Below are 19,129 nucleotides of genomic sequence, written 5' to 3' on the forward strand. Positions count from 1 at the left end.
CCCGGGCACGGTCGGTCAGGGCAGGGAGAGCAGGTCGGCCACCCGGACGGCCTGGCCGGTCTCGAAGGACCGGTTGGCGGCCAGGCCGGTGAGCAGCGCGAGGGCGCCGTCGCGGGCGGTGGCCGCCCGGTGCAGCGGGTCCGTCGCGCCGCCGAAGAGCACCTGCGTCATCCGGGCGTCCGCGCCGCCGTGGCCCTGCCGGGTGTAGCCCTCGACCTCGATGCGCTGCGGCGGCTGCCAGTAGGGGCGCAGCGTGAGCGTGGCCGAGCCGCCCTCGGCGGCGGCCTCGGTGCCGTGCAGCGCCGCGCCCTTGAGCGCGCCGGCGGCCTGCGGGCTGACGAACTCGCTCTCCACGACCTCCAGTTCGAGGCGGCCCCGGCTGCCGTTGACCATCACCCGGTAACCCTCCCAGGGGGCGTACGCGGTGAGGTGGTAGGTCATCGTCGCGCCCGTGGAGTAGCGGGCCAGCACGGCCATGTCGTCCTCGATGGTGACGCCGGGGGCGAAGACGTTCTGGTCGCGGTGGTAACCGTCCTCGGCCTCGGCGTCGAGGTACAGCTCGCGCAGCCGGGGGTGCTCGGCCATCCGCAGCGCGAACGGGTCGTCGGCGGCGGCCGGGGCGTCGTGCGCGCGGGCGTAGTCGCGGGCGTAGCCGTGCCGGCGGCCGGCGTCGCCGTAGAAGAACAGCCGGCCGGCGGCGTAGACCTCGACCGGGGTGGCGTCGAGCCACCAGTTGACCAGGTCGAAGTGGTGGCTGGCCTTGTGCACCATCAGCCCGCCGGAGTTGGCCTTGTCGCGGTGCCAACGCCGGAAGTAGTCCGCGCCGTGGCGCACGTCGAGCAGCCACTCGAAGTGCACCGACCCGATCTCGCCGACCGCGCCGTCGGCGAGCAGCCGGCGCAGCTGCTCGTGCAGGGGGTTGTAGCGGTAGTTGAACGCGACGGTGACGTGCCGGCCGGTCTCGGCGACCGCGTCCAGGATGCGCCGGCAGCGCGGCGCGTCGACGGTCATCGGCTTCTCCGAGACCACGTCGCAGCCGGCGTGCAGGGCCGCGACGATGTACTCGTCGTGGGTGGCGTCGACGGTGGTGACCAGCACCGTGTCGACCCGCTCCTTGGCCAGCATCGCGGCGAACTCGTCGGCGCGGTACGTCGGCACCGGCGCGTGGCCCAGCTCGCCCAGCCACCGGTTGTGCGCGTCCATGCGGGCCTGGTTGACGTCGGCGAACGCGACCAGCTCGGCGGTGTCGGCGTGGTCGCGCACCAGCGCCCGGACGAACATCTCGGCCCGGGCGCCGGTGCCCACCACCGCGTGACGGGTCCGTCCACCGGTTCTCGAAGACATCGCGGGGCCTCCTGGCTCGCTGCAAAGGTTTGCAGTGAAGAAACCACGATCGATCGCGGCGCGTCAACGACGGAAACAAAATCAGCGTGCTTCGCCCTACTTTTGCACCATACGAACGCATGGCGCGTGCCCGTTCGAAACCTGGTCGTAATCTTCGAGCGTTGACACTGGAGCAACCGTTTGCATTAATTGGCGGCACCCCACGTGACCGCAGCCACACCGGACGAAAGGGCCGCCGTGCCAGTCACCATCAGGGACGTCGCGCGGGCCTCCGGCGTGCACATCTCGACGGTATCCCGCACGTTCTCCGCGCCACACCTGGTCAACCCGGAGACCCGGGTCCGGGTGCTGGCCTGCGCGGAGGACCTGGGCTACCGGCCCAACCGCGCCGCGCGGGCCCTGATCACCGGTCGCACCCACAACATCGGGCTGATCATCGCCGACATCGCCAACCCGTTCTTCCCGCCCCTGATCAAGGCGGCGGAGGGGCAGGCCCGGCACCGCGACTACCACATCTTCGTCGCGGACACCAACGAGGACCCGATGGCCGAGGAGGAGCTGGTCCACGCCCTGGCCAAGCAGGTCGACGGGGTGCTGCTGTGCAGCCCCCGGATGAGCAACAGCCTCATCGAGCAGCTCAGCCGCGAGGTCCCGCTGGTGGTGATAAACCGCCAGGTGACCGGCCTGCCCTGCGTGGTGATGGACGTCGGTCAGGGCGCCCGCTCGGCGATCGAGCACCTCGTCGGCCTCGGCCACACCGCGATCGGCCTGCTCAGCGGGCCGCGCGGCTCGTGGACCAGCCGGGAGATCCGCCGCGCGGCCGGCGCCGCGGCCCGGGCCGGCGGCGCCGAGCTGACCGTCCTCGGGCCCAACCCGCCCACCGAGCACGGGGGCCTCGCGCTGGCCGAACACGTCCAGCGCAGCGGCGTCACCGCCGTGCTCGCCTACAACGACCTGATGGCGATCGGGCTGATCGAGGGCCTCGACGCCCTCGGCGTCCGGGTGCCGCAGGACGTCAGCGTCGTCGGCATCGACGACATCGCCCTGAGCCGGCTCACCCGGCCCAAGTTGACGACGGTGGCCACGCCTACCGCGGCCGCCGGCCGGACGGCCGTCGACATGCTGCTGCAACAGGACACCGACGCGCCGCGGGGACCGCGGGGCGTCGGCAGGGGCACGGCAGTCGGCGCCCGTCGCACCACCGCACAGGTAATGCTCCAGACCGAGTTGGTCATCCGCGACTCCACCGGACCCGCTTCAGGGGCCGGTAGCCCCGGTGCCGCCCGTGTCGGCCCGGATCCGCATCGCCCTGCGGACCCGGGCCGCCCGAGGGCGGCCACCGGTGGCGCTGTCGCCTCCTAACGCCAAGGAGTGAGCGCACATGCACCCCGCCACGCCCCCCACCGCCGGCGCACCCGCCGGGCGTTCCCACCGTACTCCCCGCCGTCGGCTGCTGCGCGGGCTCGTCGCCCTCGCCGTGGCCGCGCCGCTGGTCCTCGGCGCCGCCGCCTGCGGTGACGACGACTCCGCCGGCGACGACGGCAAGGTCAAGCTCTCCATCTTCTGGTGGGGCGGCGAGGCCCGCGCCAAGCTGACCGAGGACGCCCTCGCCCTCTACACCAAGAAGAACCCGAACGTCACGTTCGAGAAGACCTGGCAGGCCAACCAGGGCTACTTCGACAAGCTGGCCACCCTCACCGCCGGCGGCAACCCGCCGGACATCTTCCAGATCGACGACAACTACCTCGCCGAGTACGCGGCCCGCAACACCACGCTCGACCTGACCAGCTACTCCGACTCCGGCAAGCTCGACGTGTCGAAGTTCCCCAAGAGCCTCTGGCAGTACGGCGTGGTCGACGGCAAGCTCGCCGGCCTGGCCGCCGGTGAGAACACCCAGGGCCTGGTCTACAACAAGACCCTGCTCACCAAGAACGGCCTCCCGGAGCCGACCACCGGCATGACCTGGGAGGAGCACATCGCCTGGGCCGAGCAGGTGACGAAGAAGACCAAGGTCCCCGGCACCATGGACCCCAGCGCCGACTACAAGGCGTTCTGGGTGTGGCTGCGCCAGCAGGGCAAGGACATGTACAAGGGCACGGAGCTCGGCTTCACCGTCGAGGACGTCACCAGGTGGTTCGAGCTGTGGAAGGGCGCCCGGGACCGCGGCGCGACCCCGACCCCGGACGTGATCCACGAGGGCAACGCCACCGACATCACCAAGCAGCTCGTGGTCACCGGCAAGGCCGGCACCTCCTGGGTCTGGGTCAACCAGATGCCGGAGCTGAAGAAGAACACCAAGGACGAGCTGGGCGTCGTCGCCTACCCGGGTGACCCGAGCGCCCAGTGGGCCCGCGCCTCCATGTACTGGTCGGTGTTCAAGGGCAGCAAGCACAAGGACGTCGCCGTCGACGTGCTCAACTTCCTCGCCAACGACCCGGAGGCCGTCAAGATCCTCGGCACCGACCGGGGGCTGCCGTCCAACCTGGACCTGCGCCGCGTCGTCAGCGACGACACCACCGACCCCGCGATGAAGCAGTCGATCGCGGTGGAGACCGAGCTGGCCCAGAAGTTCGGCCAGTCGCCGCAGGTGCCGATCAAGGGCCACAGCAAGGTCCGCGCCGAGCTGATCAAGGCGGCCGAGGAGGCGCAGTACGGCCGGCTCGCCCCGGCCGCCGCGGCGGCCCTGTTCATGGACGCCTGCAAGTCCGCCATCGCCTGAACCGCCGCACACGCTCGGAAAGGAGCCGGCTCGTGGCCCTGACCACGGTGCCCGACCCGACCCGACGCGGCACCGGATCCGCCCGCGCCCACGCCCCCCACGGCGTGGCCGGGCGGATCCGGCAAAGCGAAGGTCTCGCGGGGTACGTCTTCCTCTCGCCCTGGCTCATCGGACTGATGGCCATCACGGCGATTCCCATGCTCTTGTCCCTCTACCTCAGCTTCACCAACTACGACATCCTCACCCCCTTCTCGGAGGTCGAGTGGGTGGGCTTCGCCAACTACGAGCGGATGTTCACCAGCGATCCCTCGTACTGGCACGCGGTGCGCGTCACCCTGACCTTCGCCCTGGTGGCGGTGCCGCTGAAGCTGGCCGCCGCGCTCGGCGTGGCGCTGCTGCTCAACCGGGCCTGGCGCGGGGTCGGGCTGTTCCGCAGCCTGTTCTACCTGCCGTCGCTGCTCGGCGGCAGCGTCGCGCTGGCCATCGTCTGGGTCAACATGTTCAACCGCGACGGCGCGTTCAACTCGATGCTGGCCCTGTTCGGCATCGAGGGCAAGCCCTGGGTCAACGACCCCGACTGGGCGCTGGAGACGCTGATGGTGCTCGCCATCTGGCAGTTCGGCGCGCCCATGGTGATCTTCCTGGCCGGGCTCAAGCAGGTGCCGACCGAGCTGTACGAGGCCGCGTCCGTGGACGGGGCCGGCAGGTGGCGGCAGTTCCGCGCCGTCACCCTGCCGATGCTCTCCCCGGTCATCTTCTTCAACCTGGTGCTGGAGACCATCAACGGCTTCCAGGGCTTCACCGCGGCCTTCGTGCTCAGCAACGGCACCGGCGGCCCGGTCGACTCCACACTGATGTACACGCTGAACCTCTACATCAAGGGCTTCACCGACCTGGAGATGGGCTACGCCTCGGCGATGGCCTGGGTCTTCCTGATCGCCATCGGCGTCATCACGGCGGTCTTCTTCAGCACCGGACGGTTCTGGGTGCACTACTCCGACGGGGAGGACCGGTGACGACGGCTACCGCAGAACCGCCGGTGACCGGGCCGCGCCGCCCGCGCGCCGGACGGGGGCAGGCCGTCCGCCTGCTCGTCCTGATCGCGATCGTGGTGGTCGTGCTCTACCCGCTGTTCTGGATGATCGGCACCTCGGTCAAGAGCCAGGAGGAGATCGTCAGCAACATCGGCCTGCTGCCGAAGGAGTTCACCCCCGGCAACTACGTCGACGGGTGGACCAACTTCGACCTCAGCTTCGGCCGCTTCTTCCTCAACAGCGCGATGGTCAGCCTGCTGACCGTCGTCGGCAACGCGGTCTCCTGCCTGCTCGCCGCGTACGCTTTCGCCCGCCTGCGGTTCCGGCTGCGCGGGATGTGGTTCGCGATCATGATCGGCACCCTGCTCCTGCCGGGGCACGTGCTGATCGTGCCGCAGTACATCCTGTTCCGCAGCCTCGGGCTGGTCGGCGGCGAGTGGCCGTACCTGCCGCTGCTGATCCCGCAGTTCCTGGCGACCGAGGCGTTCTTCGTCTTCCTGATGGTGCAGTTCATGCGGGGCATCCCGCGCGAGCTGGACGAGGCCGCGAAGATCGACGGGGCCAGCGCGTTCGGCATCTTCCGGCACGTCATCCTGCCGCTGAGCCGCCCCGCGCTGGTCACCACCGCGATCTTCTCGTTCATCTGGACGTGGAACGACTTCTTCCGGCAGCTGGTCTTCCTGTCCAGCCTGGAGGACTACACGGTGCCGGTGGCGCTGACCCTGTTCATCGACTCGACCAGCCAGAGCGCGGTCGGCCCGATGTTCGCCATGTCGGTGCTGTCCCTGCTGCCGGTGTTCCTGTTCTTCCTGGCCTTCCAGCGGATGCTCGTCGAGGGCATCAACACCAGCGGCCTCAAGGGATGAACGCCGTGCCGCAGGACGTGCCGGCCCGCCGGGACTGGCGGGACGTGCTCCGCGACGCCGCCGACCTGGCCCTGGTCGGGTTCGCGCTGGTGGTGGGCGCGCTGCCGGTGGTCACCGCCGGTGCCGCGCTCGCCACCGCCAGCGCCGCCGTGCACGACCGGATCACCGACGGCGGCTGGCCCGACGCCCGGACCACGCTGCGCCGGTACGTGCGGGGGTTGCCGGCCGGCGTGCCGGTCACCCTCGCCGTGCTGGCCGGCGCGGTCCTGCTCGGGGCGGACCTGGCCGCGCTGGCCACCGGCCGGGTCCCCGGCGGGGCGCCCGCGCTGCTGGTCACCGGCGTCGTCACGGCGGCCCTGGCCGGATACGCCGGTCTCGTCGTCGTCGAGGTCGGGCGGGCCGGCGGGCGGGGCTGGCGGGCCGCGGCCCGCGCCGCCGCCCGCTCCTGCCTGGCCCGGCCGGGCGGCTGGGCGGCGACCAGCGGCGTGTGCTGCGTGGCCGGTGTCCTGACCGCGCTGGTCATCCCGGTCGCGCTGCCGATCCTCGCCGGATACGCTCTGGCCGCCCTGCACGCGGTCGCCCGCCGCCCCGCCGTCGCCGTGGAGCCCTCGTGACCGACCAGCACCCCCGCCCCCGCGCCGACGACGCGGGCCCCGGCAGCCCCGACGCCCCCCGGCTGCGCGTCGGCGGCGTCGAGGTGGCCCGCTACGTGCTCGCCCCCGACCTCGACGCCACGCACGGCCCCCGCCCCTACCTGCACCCGGTGCGGACGCTGGGCGGGACGGTGGTGACCGACGAGCTGCCGGCCGACCACGTCTGGCACCTCGGGGCGTCCCTGGCCGTGCAGGACGTCGCCGGCACCAACCTCTGGGGCGGGCGCACCTACGTGCGCGACGCCGGCTACACCTGGCGCGACGACCACGGCCGGATCGTCCACACCGGATGGGACGAACGCGCCGACGACGCGCTGGCCCACCGGCTCCAGTGGCGCGACCCGGCCGGCGCGGTGCTGCTCACCGAACGCCGCCGCCTCGCCGCCGCCCCGGTGCCCGGCCACCCCGACGCCTGGCGGCTGGACCTGCGGTACGCCCTGACCGCCCCCGCCGACCGGGACGTCCCCCTCGGCAGCCCCGCCACCAACGGCCGCCCCGGCGGCGCCGGCTACGGAGGGTTCTTCTGGCGGGCGGTCGCCGCCGAGCCGCCGCACGCCTTCACCGCCTCCGCCGACGGGGAGGAGCACGTCAACGGCAGCGCCGAACCGTGGGTCGCCTTGACCGGCACCGGGCCGGGCGGCGGCGCGTACACCCTGATCTTCACGGGCCTGGGGCCCGGCGACCGGTGGTTCGTGCGGACGGCGATGTACCCGGGGGTCTGCGTGGCGTTCGCCTTCGAGACCCCGGCCGTGGTGCCCGCCGGCGGCAGCCGGCACGGCCGGCACGGCGTCGTCGTGGCCGACGGGGTCCTCGACCGCGACGCGGCCGCCGCCCTGGCCGCCACCGAAGCGGCGGTACGGGCGTGACGGGCGGGCCCGGCCCCGAGGTGGTCACCGTCGGCGAGACCATGGTGGTCATGTCGCCGACCGACGCCGCGCCGCTGGAGCGCGCCGACCGGCTCCGGCTCGGCGTCGGCGGCGCGGAGTCCAACCTGGCCATCGGCCTGGCCGGGCTCGGCCACCGGGTGGCCTGGGTCAGCCGGGTCGGCGACGACCCGTTCGGGCGGATGGTGCTGCGCGAGGTCGCCGGCGGGGGCGTCGACGTCGACTCGGTCGCGCTCGACCCCGACGCGCCGACCGGCGTCTACTTCAAGGACCCCCGGCCGGAGGCCACCGGCGTGCACTACTACCGGGCCGGCTCGGCCGCGTCCCGGCTCGGCCCCGGGGCGCTGGACGACCCGCGCCTGGCCGGCGCGCGGCTGCTGCACCTGTCCGGCATCACCCCGGTGCTGTCGGAGTCCTGCCGCGCCCTCGTGGCGCACGCGGTCGACGACCGGCCGCTGCGCGGCGCGCTGGTCAGCTTCGACGTCAACCACCGGCCCCGGCTCTGGCCCGCCGACCGGGCCGCCGACGTGCTGCGCGACCTCGCCGACCGGGCCGACATCGTCCTCGTCGGGCTGGACGAGGCCGAGCGGCTGTGGGGGACCGCCGACCCGCAGGCGGTACGCCGGCTGCTGCCCCGCCCCGCGACGGTGGTCGTCAAGGACGGGGCCGTCGGCGCGACGGCGCTGCCGCGCACCGGGCCGGCGGTGTTCGTGCCGGCGCTGCGCGCGCCGGTGGTGGAACCGGTCGGGGCGGGGGACGCCTTCGCCGCCGGCTACCTCTCCGCCGTGCTGCGCGGGCTGGACCACGCCGCCGCGCTGCGTTGCGGCCACGTCGTCGCGGTCCGGGCTCTCGCGGTGCCCGGCGACTGCGCGCCCCCGCCTCGGCGGCGGGACCTCGACGGGGTCGTGGCCCTGACCGCCGACGGGTGGGCGGCGCTCGACCCGGTGGCGGCCGGCCTGCTCGACGGCCTGGCCGACGGATCCGCTGACGGCGGTGACCTCGCTGACGGCGGCTACCTGGTTGGCGGCTTGGCCGACGGCGGTGGCTTGGCCGGCGGTGGTGACCTGGCCGGCGACCTGGCCGACGGCGGCGGGACGGCCGTCGCCGAGGACGGGGGCGCACACGTGGGGACCGGCGCGGCCGGCCCCGGAAACGGAAGGGGCAGCCGGTGACGGCGCACGACTTCGCACCGATCTTCGCTGGCGCGCGGGTCATGGTGATCCTCCGCGACCTGCCGCCGCAGGAGACGGTCCGGCTCGCCAACCGGGCCTGGGACCTCGGCATCGACGTGGTGGAGGTGCCGGTACGCACCCCCGAGGCGGTGACCGCGCTGCGCGCGGCCGTGGAGGCGGGGCGGGAGCGGGACCGGATCGTCGGGGCGGGCACCGTGTTCACCCCGGCGCAGGTCCGGCAGTCCGCGTCGGCCGGCGCGGCGTTCACCGTCGCGCCCGGGCTCGACCTCGCGGTGGCCGACGTGGCCCTGACCTACGGGATCCCGCACCTGCCCGGGGTGGCCACCCCGACCGAGGCGCAGCGCGCCCGCGACCACGGGTTGACCTGGCTGAAGGCGTTCCCGGCGGTGAGCCTCGGGCCGCAGTGGTTCAAGGCCGTCGCCGGGCCGCTGCCCGAGCTGCGCTTCGTCGCCACCGGCGGCATCGACGCCGGCAACGCGGCCGACTTCCTGGCGGCCGGCGTCAAGGTGGTGGCGGTCGGGTCGGCCCTGTCCGATCCCGCCCAGATCGACCGCCTCGCGGAGCTGGCCCGGGGCGACCGGGCGGTCTGACCGCCCGGCGTGGCGCGCGGCGGCGGCCCTCGGCGGCGGCCCTCGGCCGAGGCAGCCACCCTGACCGGGCGGGGCGGGTTGATCGACTCCATGCCGGCGACATGGCGGTATCCCGGCGAGTTGATCGCGCGATGTCGCCGACATGGCGGCCGGGCCTGAGCCGACCGGGGCGCGGCGGGCCGGCCTGAGCCCCGCCCGGGGCGCGGCGGGCCGGGCCGGGTCAGGCCGGGGCCGGGCCGGTGCTGTCCCGGCGGACCAGCTCCGCCGGCAGGGTCTCGACGCGGGGGCTCCCGCTGGTCGGGTCGAGGGCGAGGGCCATCGCCCGCACCCCCATCTCGACCAGGGGCAGCCGCACCGTGGTCAGCGTGGGAGTGACGTCGGCGGCGATCGGCATGTCGTCGAAGCCGAGGACGGACACGTCCTCGGGCACCCGCACGCCGCGCGTCCGCAGCAGGGCGAGCGCCCCGACGGCCATCGAGTCGTTCAGCGCCACGATCGCGGTGGGCGCGGGGCTGGTGTCCAGCAGCTCGGCCGTGGCCCGGGCCCCGCCGTCGCGGTCGAAGTCGGCGTACCGGATGCGTTCGTCGGGCAGTTCGACGCCCTGCTCGGCGAGCGCCCGCCGCAGCCCGGTCAGCCGGTCGGTGATGGTGGTGAGCACCCGGGGGCCGGCGACCACGCCGACGCGCCGGTGCCCGAGGCGCAGCAGCTCCCGGCCGATCAGCTCGCCGCCGGTCGCGTTGGCCGGCATCACTGCGTCGCCGAAGTGGTCGTGCCGGCCGATCACCGCGACCCGACCGCCCGTCGCCTCGTACGCGGCGAGCTTCTCGTTGAGCATCGTGGTGAACGCGGCGTCGTGGTAGCCGGACCCGGCGAGCACGATCGCGGCCACCTGCTGGCCGCGCAGCAGCTCCACGTACTCCAGCTCGCGGACGGGGTCGCGGTAGCTGTTGCAGATGATCAGCAGGCGGCCCCGTTCGGTGGCGACCCGTTGCAGGCCCCGGGTCACCTCGGCGAAGTACGGGTCGGAGACGTCGTGGACGACGACGCCGACCACGCTGCGCTGCGGCCGGGCCAGCAGCTGGGCGTGCGCGTTCGGCACGTACCGCAGGTCGGCGACGGCGCGCAGCACGCGTTCGCGCAGCTCGTCGGCGACCGGCTTGCTGCTGCCGTTGATCACCCGTGACGCCGTGGCGGGGGAGACCCCCGCCCGCCGCGCGACATCGGCCAGCGTCGCCATCCGCCGCCCCTCATGGTCCGCCCGCGCGGCCGGACCCCGCGCGGTCGCGGACAGGTTACCGCAGTCGCAACGGAAAGCCCTTGCCCTGCGGGGCGGCGGCCCCCTACGCTCCCAGGAAAGCGCTTGCCTGGCGCGACGGCCGTCCCTGCCCGCCGGGCGGGTGCCGGCCGCCCGAAGAGAGGGAAGAGAATCATGAGCCGTAGGCCGATAGGGATCATCGTCAATGGCGTCACCGGCCGGATGGGCTACCGCCAGCACCTCGTCCGTTCGCTGCTCGCCATCCGCGAGGAGGGCGGGGTGCCGCTGGCCGACGGCACCCGCATCTGGCCCGAGCTGATCCTGGTGGGGCGCAACGAGAGCCGGCTGCGCGACATCGCCGAGCGGCACGGGCTCACCGACTGGACGACCGACCTCACCGCCGCCCTCGCCCGCGACGACGTCGACGTCTACTTCGACGCCCAGCTCACCCAGCAGCGGGAGAAGGCCGTCCGCCAGGCCATCGACGCCGGCAAGCACATCTACACCGAGAAGCCCCTGGCCGAGGACAGCGCCGCCGCCGTCGAGCTGGCCCGCGCCGCCGACGCCGCCGGCATCCGCACCGGCGTGGTGCAGGACAAGCTGTTCCTGCCCGGCCTGCGTAAGCTCAAGCGCCTCATCGACGGCGGCTTCTTCGGCCGCATCCTCTCCGTACGCGGCGAGTTCGGCTACTGGGTCTTCGAGGGCGACTGGCAGCCCGCCCAGCGCCCGTCCTGGAACTACCGCGCCGAGGACGGCGGCGGCATCGTGATGGACATGTTCCCGCACTGGCACTACGTGCTGGAGGAGCTGTTCGCTCCGGTCCGCGCCGTCACCTGCGTCAACGCCACCCACATCCCGCGCCGCGTCGACGAGGCCGGCCGCGCCTACCCGGCCACCGCCGACGACGCCGCGTACGGCATCTTCGAGCTCGAAGGCGGGATCATCGCCCAGCTCAACTCGTCGTGGGCCGTCCGGGTGCACCGCGACGAGCTGGTCGAGTTCCAGGTCGACGGCACCGAGGGCAGCGCCGTCGCCGGCCTGCGCAACTGTCGCGTGCAGCACCGCTCGGTCACCCCGAAGCCGGTGTGGAACCCGGACCTGCCCTCCGGGGAGAGCTTCCGGTCCCAGTGGAGCGAGGTGCCGGACAACGACGAGTTCGACAACGGCTTCAAGGTGCAGTGGGAGGCGTTCCTGCGGCACGTGGTGGCCGGCGAGCCGTTCCCGTGGGACTTCATGGCCGGCGCGCGCGGCGTACAGCTCGCCGAGCTGGGCCTGCGCTCCGCCCGCGAGCACCGCCGCCTCGAGATCCCGGAGCTGGGCCGATGAGCGGCGACGTCGTCCTGCCCGACGGCACCCGGCACCGGCTCACCGGCAGCGGCGGCTTCCCCCGCCCCGCCGCCCCGGCGGCCTCCCGCATCGCGTACGCCGCCGCGCACGTGGTGGCCGACCCGCGCGCCGAGAACGTCCCCGGCGCTCCGGCTGCCGTCGACTGGGACCGCACCCTCGCCTTCCGGCGCCACCTGTGGTCGTACGGGCTCGGGGTCGCCGAGGCCATGGACACCGCGCAGCGCGGCATGGGCCTGGACTACCCGGCGACCCGCGAGCTGATCCGGCGCAGCGCCGCCGAGGCCCGCGCGGCCGGCGGCCGGATCGTCGCCGGGGTCGCCACCGACCAGCTCCCCGTCGGCCCGGCCAGCATCGCGCAGATCCGCGACGCCTACGCCGAGCAGCTCGCCGAGGTGCTCTCCGCCGGGGCCCGGCCGGTGCTGATGTGCAGCCGGCACCTCGCCGCCGCCGCCCGGGGCCCCGAGGACTACCAGCAGGTGTACGCCCACCTGTTGGCCGCCTCCGACCAGCCGGTCGTGCTGCACTGGCTCGGCGACATGTTCGACCCGGCGCTGACCGGCTACTGGGGCTCGGCCGACCTGGACCTCGCCGCCGACGCCGTGCTGGACCTGATCAAGGATCACGCCGGGAAGGTCGACGGGATCAAGGTGTCCCTGCTCGACGCCGACCGGGAGGTCGCGCTGCGCCGCCGGCTGCCCGCCGGGGTACGCCTCTACACCGGCGACGACTTCCACTATCCGGAGCTGATCCGGGGCGACGAGGCGGGCCACTCCGACGCGCTGCTCGGGGTGTTCGCCGCCATCGCGCCGGCCGCCGCCGCTGCGCTGGCCGCCCTCGACGCCGGCGACCTCACGACGTACGACGAGGTCTTCGCCCCGACCGTGCCGCTGGCCCGGCACCTGTTCGCGGCCCCGACCTGGCACTACAAGACCGGCATCGTGTTCCTGGCCTGGCTGACCGGCCACCAGGACCACTTCACCATGGTCGGCGGCCAGCAGGCGGGCCGGTCGCCGGCCCACCTGGCCCGGCTGCTCGTCCTGGCCGACGCGGCCGGGCTGCTGCCCGACGCCGAGCTGGCCGCCGCGCGGGCCCGGGCCTACTTCACGGTCGCCGGGGTGCCCCAGTGACCGCCGTGGACGGGCCGGAGCTGGCCACGACGGGCGGGCCGGCGACGCGCACGGCCGACGGGCCGGCCGCGACCGCCGTGGACGGGCCGGCGGGCGACCGGTTCGGTGGTCGGCTGGCCCGGTTCTCGTTCAACCAGGCCACCGCCACCGGCTGGGGCCTGGAGGAACTGGTCGCCGGCTGCGTGGCCGCCGGGGTGCCGGGCGTCGGGCTCTGGCGGGAGCCGGTGCGCGAATACGGCGTCGAGCGGGCGGCGCGGCTGGTCCGCGAGGCGGGACTGGCCGTCACCTCGCTGTGCCGGGGCGGGTTCTTCACGGCCGACGGCTGGCGCGACGAGAACCTGCGGGCGATCGAGGAGGCCGCCACCCTCGGCACCCGCGAGCTGGTGCTGGTCTCCGGGGGCCTGCCGGCCGGCAGCCGCGACGTCGACGCCGCCCGCGATCGGGTCGCCGACGCGATCGGCGAGCTGGTGCCGCACGCCGAGGCGGCCGGGGTACGGCTGGCCATCGAGCCGCTGCACCCGATGTTCTGTGCCGACCGGTGCGTGATCTCCACCCTCGGCCAGGCCCTCGACATCGCCGAGCGGTACGACCCGGGCGCGGTCGGGGTGGTGGTCGACACGTACCACCTGTGGTGGGACGACACCGTGTTCCGGCAGATCGCCCGCGCGGGGGACCGGATCGCCGCGTTCCAGGTGGCGGACTGGATCACCCCGCTGCCGGAGGGCGTGCTGCTGGGCCGGGCGCTGCCCGGCGAGGGCTGCATCGACATGCGCCGGTTCCGCGACGCGGTCGACGCGGCCGGCTACCGGGGGGCGATCGAGGTGGAGGTCTTCCACGCCGACCTCTGGGCCCGCCCCGGCCCGGAGATCCTCGCCGCCGCGATCACGGCCCACCTCACCCACGTGGCCTGACCCGCCGTCGCCCGGGGCGGCTGGGGGCCGCGACAGCTGCCCCCAGCCGCCCGGACCGGGCCCGGGTCGGGGCGCGCGGCGGGGCCGGAGCACCATGGGCGGTGGTGCGACGGGCAGGGGAGGCGGCCATGGTGCGGTGGAGCTGGTTCCGGGAGGCCGCCGGGCGGGTTCGGCAGGGCTGGCTGCCGGTGGTGGAGGGGACGGTCGCGGCCACGGTGGCCTGGGTGCTGGCCACCCGGCTGGTCGGGCACCCGCAGCCGTTCTTCGCCCCGGCCGCCGCGCTGATCGTCCTCGGACAGGCCCGGGGCCAGCGGATGCGCCGGGCGGTGGAGGTGGTGCTCGGCGTCGCCGCCGGGGTGCTCGTCGCCGACGTCGTGGTGCAGGCCCTCGGGCCGCACAGCAGCTGGACGGTCTTCACGGTCATCCTGCTCACCATCGTGCTGGCCGTGGCGGTCGGTGCGAGCAGCGTCTCCGTGGTGCAGGCCGCCGTCTCCGCGCTCTACCTCGTGGTGGTCGCCCCGCCGACGGAGTCGCTGATCCCGTTCCGGTTCGTCGACGCGCTGATCGGCGGGGTGGTGGCCCTCGTGGCCAGCCAGCTCGTCGACGCCCGCCGCCCGCTCGCCCCGCTGGTCGCCGAGTTCCGGCAGACCTTCGAGGATCTCGCCGGGCTGCTGCGCGAGGTCGCCGACGCCCTCGACGGCCGCGACGAGCAGGCCGCCCTGGCCGCCCTGGACCGGGCGCGGGGCATGGACGCCGCCGTGGAGCGGCTGCGCGGCGCGGTGCTCGCCGCCGGGGAGGCGCTGACCCTGCACGTACGCCGCCGTCGGCACCTGGGCCGGCTGCGTACCGTCGACGCGTCCATCGGGCAGATCGACTACGCCGTGCGCAACGTGCGGGTGCTGGCCCGGGCCGGGGTGACCCTCACCCGGCAGGCGACCCCCGTGCCGGCCAACCTCGGCGGGGCGGTCCGCTGCCTCGCCGACGCCGTGCAGGCGGCCGGGGAGGCGTTCGCCGCCGACCTCGACGGTCGCGATGCCGCCGCCGACGAGCACGCCGGCCGCGCCGAGACCGCCGCGCTGGACGCGGTCCGGGGCGCCGGGCGGCTCTTCGCCTCCGGCCAGCCGCTGCCGCTGGCGATGATCGTGGGTCAGGTGCGGGCCACCGCGATCGACCTGCTGCGCGGGGTCGGCGTGGACGACGACGCCGCCGTGCTCGGCCGGGTCGACGAGGCCCTCGGCCTACCGGCCGTGTGACCCCGGCACCCGCCGCCTTCCGGTAGTGGGTCGGTCCGGATGACGGTAAGGGGCGGGGGTCATGATCGGTGCTGTCGCGCCAGGGTGTCCAATGGGCGGTCGACGCCCGTAGAACCGAGAGGAACTCGCCGTGAGCAGCACCGACGCACCGCCCGCCGAGCCGGAGGCCGGTCGGGCCGGCGCGCAACGCGCGGTACTGTCCGCCCGCAACGGCGTGGCGACCGTGTTCGCCCTGAACGGGCTCGCGATCGCCACCTGGTTCGCCCGGGTGCCGGCGGCCCGGGAGGCGCTGGACCTCAGCGCCGGAGGGCTCGGCCTGCTGCTGCTGTCGATGTCGGTGGGCTCGCTGCTGGCCATGCCGACCGCCGGGCTGGTGGCCCAGCGCCTCGGCACCGCCCGCGCGGTGCTCCTCGGCACCGCGCTGGTCTCGGGCGGGTTGGCCGTCGCCGGCACGTCCGCCGGAGCTGCCGGGTTCCTGCCCGGGGCCGCCGTCGGCCTGTTCGCCTTCGGCTACGGCGCCGGCACCTGCGACGTGGCGATGAACATCGAGGGTACGACGGTCGAGCGGCGGCTGGGGCGTACCATCCTGCCCCGGTTCCACGCGGCCTGGAGCCTCGGGTCGGTGGCCGGGGCGGGGATCGGCGCCGGTGCCGCGCGGGTCGGGGTGCCCATCGCCGCGCACCTGAGCGTCCTCGCGGTGGTGGTGATGGTCGGCACGCTGCTCGGGGTCCGGACGTTCCTCCCCAGCGCAGGCACCGCGCCGGCCGGCGGGGAGAGGGCCGCCGCCTCGGCCCGGCGCGCGTCGCTGCTCGCCGCCTGGCGGGAGCCGCGCACGCTGCTCATCGGCCTGCTGGTGCTGGTGATGGCGTTCACCGAGGGCAGCGCCAACGACTGGCTGGCCGTGGCCTTCGTCGACGGGTACGGGCTCAGCGAGGCGGCCGGCGCCGCCGTGTTCGGGGTGTTCGTGGTCGGCATGACCATCGGGCGCACCGCCGGAACGGTGGCGATCGACCGCTGGGGTCGGGTGCCGGTGCTGTTCGGCACCATCCTGCTCGCCGTCGTGGGTGCCGGTCTCGCGGTGCTGGCCGGCGGCGGGCCGGTGGCCATCGTCGGCGTCGCACTGTGGGGGCTGGGCGCGTCGCTCGGCTTCCCGGTGGGGCTCAGCGCCGCCGCCGACGAGGAGGCCGGGGCGCCGGCCCGGGTCAGCGTGGTCGGGGTGATCGGCTACACGGCCTTCCTCGGCGGCCCGCCGCTGCTCGGCCTGCTCGGCGATCACGTGGGCACCCTGCGGGCGCTGCTGTTGGTGCCGCTGCTGTTGGTGCCCGCCCTCGCCCTGGTTCCGGTGCTCCGGCCGCCGGCCGGCACGCGCAGCCGCCCGGCCTAGCCCGACCCACGGGGGACCTCTGGCCACCGCCTGCCGGTCACGCGCTCGGCTGCCGGAGCGGCCCGTTCCTCAGCCGCCCGTCGTCACGCAGCGTGATCTTGTTGGTCATCGCGGCCATCGGAGGGCACCCACCGATCGGAGCGCTTTGCTCTGCACCCACATACGCAGCGCTCGCGCAGCGTGACCACGTCGGCGCGTCGCCATTCATCCGTGATTTCCTATTCGGCCAGCTCGACCGGGGTGATGCGTCGGTGGGTGCAGAGCAAAGGGGCGAGTGCGGGTGGGAGGGGTGAAAACTGTGGTGACGCAGGGTCAGGCGAGTGGACGGGCGCGCACGCCCGCGTGGTGATTGCGCAGAGTGGTCAGCCGGTGGCGGGTTCCGGGTCGCGGTGGCGGTCCGGGCGCAGCCAGACGCGCAGCGGACCGACCCGCCGGAAACCCGCCTCCTCGGCCGGCGGCAGGCCGCCGCCGGACTCGTAGCCGACCAGCGGCCGGCCCGGGCGGGCGGCCACGACGCCGCGCCACACCCCGGCGAGATCCCCGTCGGCGGCGAAGACGTTGGAGACCCCGACCGCCGGGCCGCAGTCGGTGAGCACGGCGCCTGCGGTGACCGCGCCGTCGCCCGCGCGCCGGGCGAGGATCGTCACCCGCGGGTCGGCCAGCAGCGCCGGCCGGCGCAGGGCCTCGCTGCCGGCTGCGGCGGACCAGGCGGCCAGCCCCCGCGCCGACGTGACCGGAGCCAGCGCCGTCGGGCCCGCCCCAGGCAGCGCGGCGAGCGGCGTGCCGGGCGACGCGACGAGCGGTGTCGCGGGCGGCCCGGCGGGCGGGCGGTGGATCCACGAGGCCGCGAAGAGCACCCGGAAGCCGTGCGGGGCGAGGTCCAGGTCGGCGAAGCTGTCCTTCACCGACGCGCCGGGCCCGGCGTCGATCCGGGCCAGCAGTCGGGCGGCGTCCACGCCGGGGCGCAGCGTCACCGCGTCCGGATACCACGGTGGGGAACGGCGGGGCACCGACCAGGCGTCCGCGTCGCGCGCTCCCGCGAGGCCGTGGGCCCGGCCGACCAGGTCGCACCAGTCGGCGTTGTCCCGCGCCGCCACCGCCCGCCACGCCACCACCGGGCGAGTGTACGGGGAGGCCGGGCGGGGTCAGCTTCCTCTCATCCCGCGTCCAGCAGGCTGCCAGGCGGGGATGGTCCACTGGAGCGTACGCCGAGGAGAGGAGCCGGGCATGGGCTGGTTCAGCCGCCGCCGACCCGCCGCCGACGGAACCCCGACGAAGCTCGACCGCGAGGCGACGCCGGACGACCTCGCCGCCCTGGAGGCGTTCGTCCGCAGCCGCCGGGGGGTGGAGTTCTATCTGGAACCGGAGACCACCGCGACCGACACGACGGTGATGGCGATCGCCCACGACGGAGAGTGGATCCGTCGGCGGACCGGGTCGCCGCGGGCCGCCGCGAAGATCGCCCAACGGCACGCCGTGCCCTTGTACGAGGCCGCGCGCACCGGATACCCGGAGCGCATGCGGGCCTGGAACCGGGCGCACCCGGAGCGCCGGGCGCACTGACCCGCCGGGCCGGCGCACGGACCCGCGTCGGCGCGCACCGGCCCGCCGCGCGGCGTCGCTCAGCGCACGTGCGCGGCGATGGCGCGCGCGCAGTCGAGCGACTCGGTGCGGCCGGTGTCGACCTCGACGTCGTAGTGGACGCCCTCGTGCACGGTCTCGGCCTGCGTCGCCGCCATCCCGATCACCCGGTCGCCCCGGGCGATCTCCCGGCCCGCCGCGACGGCCGGGGCACACCGCACCCCGGCCCACAGCACCTCGAGACCGGTCAGGTAGCCGCGGAGGCGCTCCTGGGACGCGCCGCCACCGAGGAAGACCTCGTCCAGGACGATCCGGGCTCCGGCGCCCGCCATCGCGGCGATGCCGACCAGCCAGGCGTGCTGCACGGCGAGGAAGTCCTCCCCGACGTCGACCTCGCCCCGCCGGCCGAAGCTCAGCCCGGCGGGGGAACCCAGCATGGCCGGCGGCAGCCGGTCGATCAGGTCGTCCACGCCGAAACTGATCCACGGGTGCGGCAGGACGCGCTGGAGGCACCGGACGATCGCGGACTTGCCCGAGCTGGAGCCGCCGTTGAGCACGATGACCTGCGTCGCCACCTGATCGGATTCCCTTCGGGCAATTCCCGTCCCGCGCGAGCGGGTGATGATCGGAATCAGCCTAACCAATCCGGGGGTCGGTCGGCGGGAAAAGACGCGCGGAGCGACCCGGAGCCATCGGCGTACGACATTTGCTTTTTCCGCATCCGATTCCTTGAGCCATTGTCGTCACTCGATGTCGAGCAGGGGTGGGAGTGGCCGGGAGCCCGGCGTTGACCGGCGGCGGTCGGGTGTGGCAGCATTCGCGGCCTGACGGCAGTGAAGGAAGCCGGTGCGATTCCGGCGCGGTCCCGCCACTGTCACCGGGGAGCGATCCCCCCTCGTGAGTCACGGCCGTGTGTCTGCGGTTGGAAGGCCGGGGGAGAGCGTCGATCCGGGAGCCAGGATACTTCGGCCGTCGGAGCGACCCCAGG

Annotated in this window: 18 protein-coding genes and 1 riboswitch; of the genes, 14 read left to right on the forward strand and 4 right to left on the reverse strand. The window is 74.6% G+C overall.

All coding sequences use genetic code 11. The annotated features are described in order from the left end of the window. Window positions 1–15 precede the first annotated feature (15 nt). A complete protein-coding gene (locus TK50_RS15650; RefSeq protein ID WP_043963399.1) occupies window positions 16–1,344 on the reverse strand; it encodes a Gfo/Idh/MocA family protein in 1,329 nt (442 codons plus the stop codon). A 237-nt stretch (window positions 1,345–1,581) separates the two neighbouring features. On the opposite strand from TK50_RS15650, the gene TK50_RS15655 reads away from it, so the two are divergent. The 8 genes from TK50_RS15655 to TK50_RS15690 all read left to right on the forward strand — a co-directional run bounded on the left by TK50_RS15655 (window position 1,582) and on the right by TK50_RS15690 (window position 9,283). After that, on the forward strand, window positions 1,582–2,706 hold the full coding sequence (locus tag TK50_RS15655) for a LacI family DNA-binding transcriptional regulator (RefSeq protein WP_043963401.1): 1,125 nt from the start codon (window positions 1,582–1,584) through the stop codon (window positions 2,704–2,706). Between the two features lie 19 nt (window positions 2,707–2,725). After that, window positions 2,726–4,063 (forward strand): ABC transporter substrate-binding protein, encoded by a 1,338-nt coding sequence (locus tag TK50_RS15660; protein WP_043963402.1) that lies wholly within the window; start codon window positions 2,726–2,728, stop codon window positions 4,061–4,063. Between the two features lie 32 nt (window positions 4,064–4,095). After that, window positions 4,096–5,079: a carbohydrate ABC transporter permease gene (locus tag TK50_RS15665; protein ID WP_043963403.1), complete on the forward strand. Its 984-nt coding sequence runs from the start codon at window positions 4,096–4,098 to the stop codon at window positions 5,077–5,079. Window positions 5,080–5,201: 122 nt separating this feature from the next. Further along, window positions 5,202–5,963 (forward strand): carbohydrate ABC transporter permease, encoded by a 762-nt coding sequence (locus tag TK50_RS15670; protein WP_228986886.1) that lies wholly within the window; start codon window positions 5,202–5,204, stop codon window positions 5,961–5,963. Next, window positions 5,960–6,577 (forward strand): hypothetical protein, encoded by a 618-nt coding sequence (locus tag TK50_RS15675; RefSeq protein ID WP_043963405.1) that lies wholly within the window; start codon window positions 5,960–5,962, stop codon window positions 6,575–6,577. The genes TK50_RS15670 and TK50_RS15675 overlap by 4 nt, the downstream gene beginning before the upstream one ends. After that, the gene (locus tag TK50_RS34415) at window positions 6,574–7,482 is read left to right on the forward strand and encodes a DUF6807 domain-containing protein (RefSeq protein WP_199486033.1); all 909 of its coding nucleotides are present in this window, start codon (window positions 6,574–6,576) and stop codon (window positions 7,480–7,482) included. The genes TK50_RS15675 and TK50_RS34415 overlap by 4 nt, the downstream gene beginning before the upstream one ends. Continuing rightward, on the forward strand, window positions 7,479–8,672 hold the full coding sequence (locus TK50_RS32960; protein WP_229406335.1) for a sugar kinase: 1,194 nt from the start codon (window positions 7,479–7,481) through the stop codon (window positions 8,670–8,672). Before TK50_RS34415 ends, TK50_RS32960 begins: the two co-directional genes overlap by 4 nt. After that, window positions 8,669–9,283 (forward strand): bifunctional 4-hydroxy-2-oxoglutarate aldolase/2-dehydro-3-deoxy-phosphogluconate aldolase, encoded by a 615-nt coding sequence (locus tag TK50_RS15690; RefSeq protein ID WP_199486034.1) that lies wholly within the window; start codon window positions 8,669–8,671, stop codon window positions 9,281–9,283. Before TK50_RS32960 ends, TK50_RS15690 begins: the two co-directional genes overlap by 4 nt. A 220-nt stretch (window positions 9,284–9,503) precedes the next feature. Here TK50_RS15690 and TK50_RS15695 read toward each other — a convergent pair whose 3' ends face one another. Further along, window positions 9,504–10,520 (reverse strand): LacI family DNA-binding transcriptional regulator, encoded by a 1,017-nt coding sequence (locus TK50_RS15695; protein ID WP_043963406.1) that lies wholly within the window; start codon window positions 10,518–10,520, stop codon window positions 9,504–9,506. 192 nt (window positions 10,521–10,712) lie between these two features. Between TK50_RS15695 and TK50_RS15700 the strand changes: the two genes are divergently transcribed. The 5 genes from TK50_RS15700 (at window position 10,713) to TK50_RS15720 (ending at window position 16,560) form a co-directional block, all read left to right on the forward strand. Next, window positions 10,713–11,864 carry a Gfo/Idh/MocA family protein gene (locus TK50_RS15700; protein ID WP_043963407.1) on the forward strand — a complete coding sequence of 384 codons (1,152 nt, stop codon included), beginning with the start codon at window positions 10,713–10,715 and terminating at the stop codon, window positions 11,862–11,864. Beyond that, window positions 11,861–13,012 (forward strand): dihydrodipicolinate synthase family protein, encoded by a 1,152-nt coding sequence (locus TK50_RS15705; protein WP_052503803.1) that lies wholly within the window; start codon window positions 11,861–11,863, stop codon window positions 13,010–13,012. Before TK50_RS15700 ends, TK50_RS15705 begins: the two co-directional genes overlap by 4 nt. A 113-nt stretch (window positions 13,013–13,125) precedes the next feature. Beyond that, entirely contained in the window at window positions 13,126–13,923 is a 798-nt protein-coding gene (locus TK50_RS15710; protein WP_043964677.1) for a sugar phosphate isomerase/epimerase family protein, read from the forward strand. A gap of 104 nt (window positions 13,924–14,027) precedes the next feature. Then, the gene (locus tag TK50_RS15715; RefSeq protein ID WP_241774001.1) at window positions 14,028–15,176 is read left to right on the forward strand and encodes an FUSC family protein; all 1,149 of its coding nucleotides are present in this window, start codon (window positions 14,028–14,030) and stop codon (window positions 15,174–15,176) included. Between the two features lie 130 nt (window positions 15,177–15,306). Then, window positions 15,307–16,560 (forward strand): MFS transporter, encoded by a 1,254-nt coding sequence (locus TK50_RS15720; RefSeq protein WP_043963409.1) that lies wholly within the window; start codon window positions 15,307–15,309, stop codon window positions 16,558–16,560. Window positions 16,561–16,922: 362 nt separating this feature from the next. Here TK50_RS15720 and TK50_RS15725 read toward each other — a convergent pair whose 3' ends face one another. Then, complete coding sequence (locus TK50_RS15725; protein ID WP_043963411.1) at window positions 16,923–17,675, reverse strand: hypothetical protein; 753 nt, start codon at window positions 17,673–17,675, stop codon at window positions 16,923–16,925. Between the two features lie 112 nt (window positions 17,676–17,787). On the opposite strand from TK50_RS15725, the gene TK50_RS15730 reads away from it, so the two are divergent. Next, window positions 17,788–18,123: a hypothetical protein gene (locus TK50_RS15730; RefSeq protein ID WP_043963412.1), complete on the forward strand. Its 336-nt coding sequence runs from the start codon at window positions 17,788–17,790 to the stop codon at window positions 18,121–18,123. 59 nt (window positions 18,124–18,182) lie between these two features. On the opposite strand, the gene cpt is transcribed toward TK50_RS15730, so the two are convergent. Then, window positions 18,183–18,716, reverse strand: a complete 534-nt coding sequence (gene cpt / locus TK50_RS15735; protein ID WP_043963414.1) for a chloramphenicol phosphotransferase CPT — start codon at window positions 18,714–18,716, stop codon at window positions 18,183–18,185. A gap of 261 nt (window positions 18,717–18,977) precedes the next feature. Then, window positions 18,978–19,107, forward strand: a riboswitch (cobalamin riboswitch). Window positions 19,108–19,129 lie beyond the last annotated feature (22 nt).

Source organism: Micromonospora haikouensis, from assembly GCF_000876225.1.
Classification (GTDB): Bacteria; Actinomycetota; Actinomycetes; order Mycobacteriales; family Micromonosporaceae; genus Micromonospora; species Micromonospora haikouensis.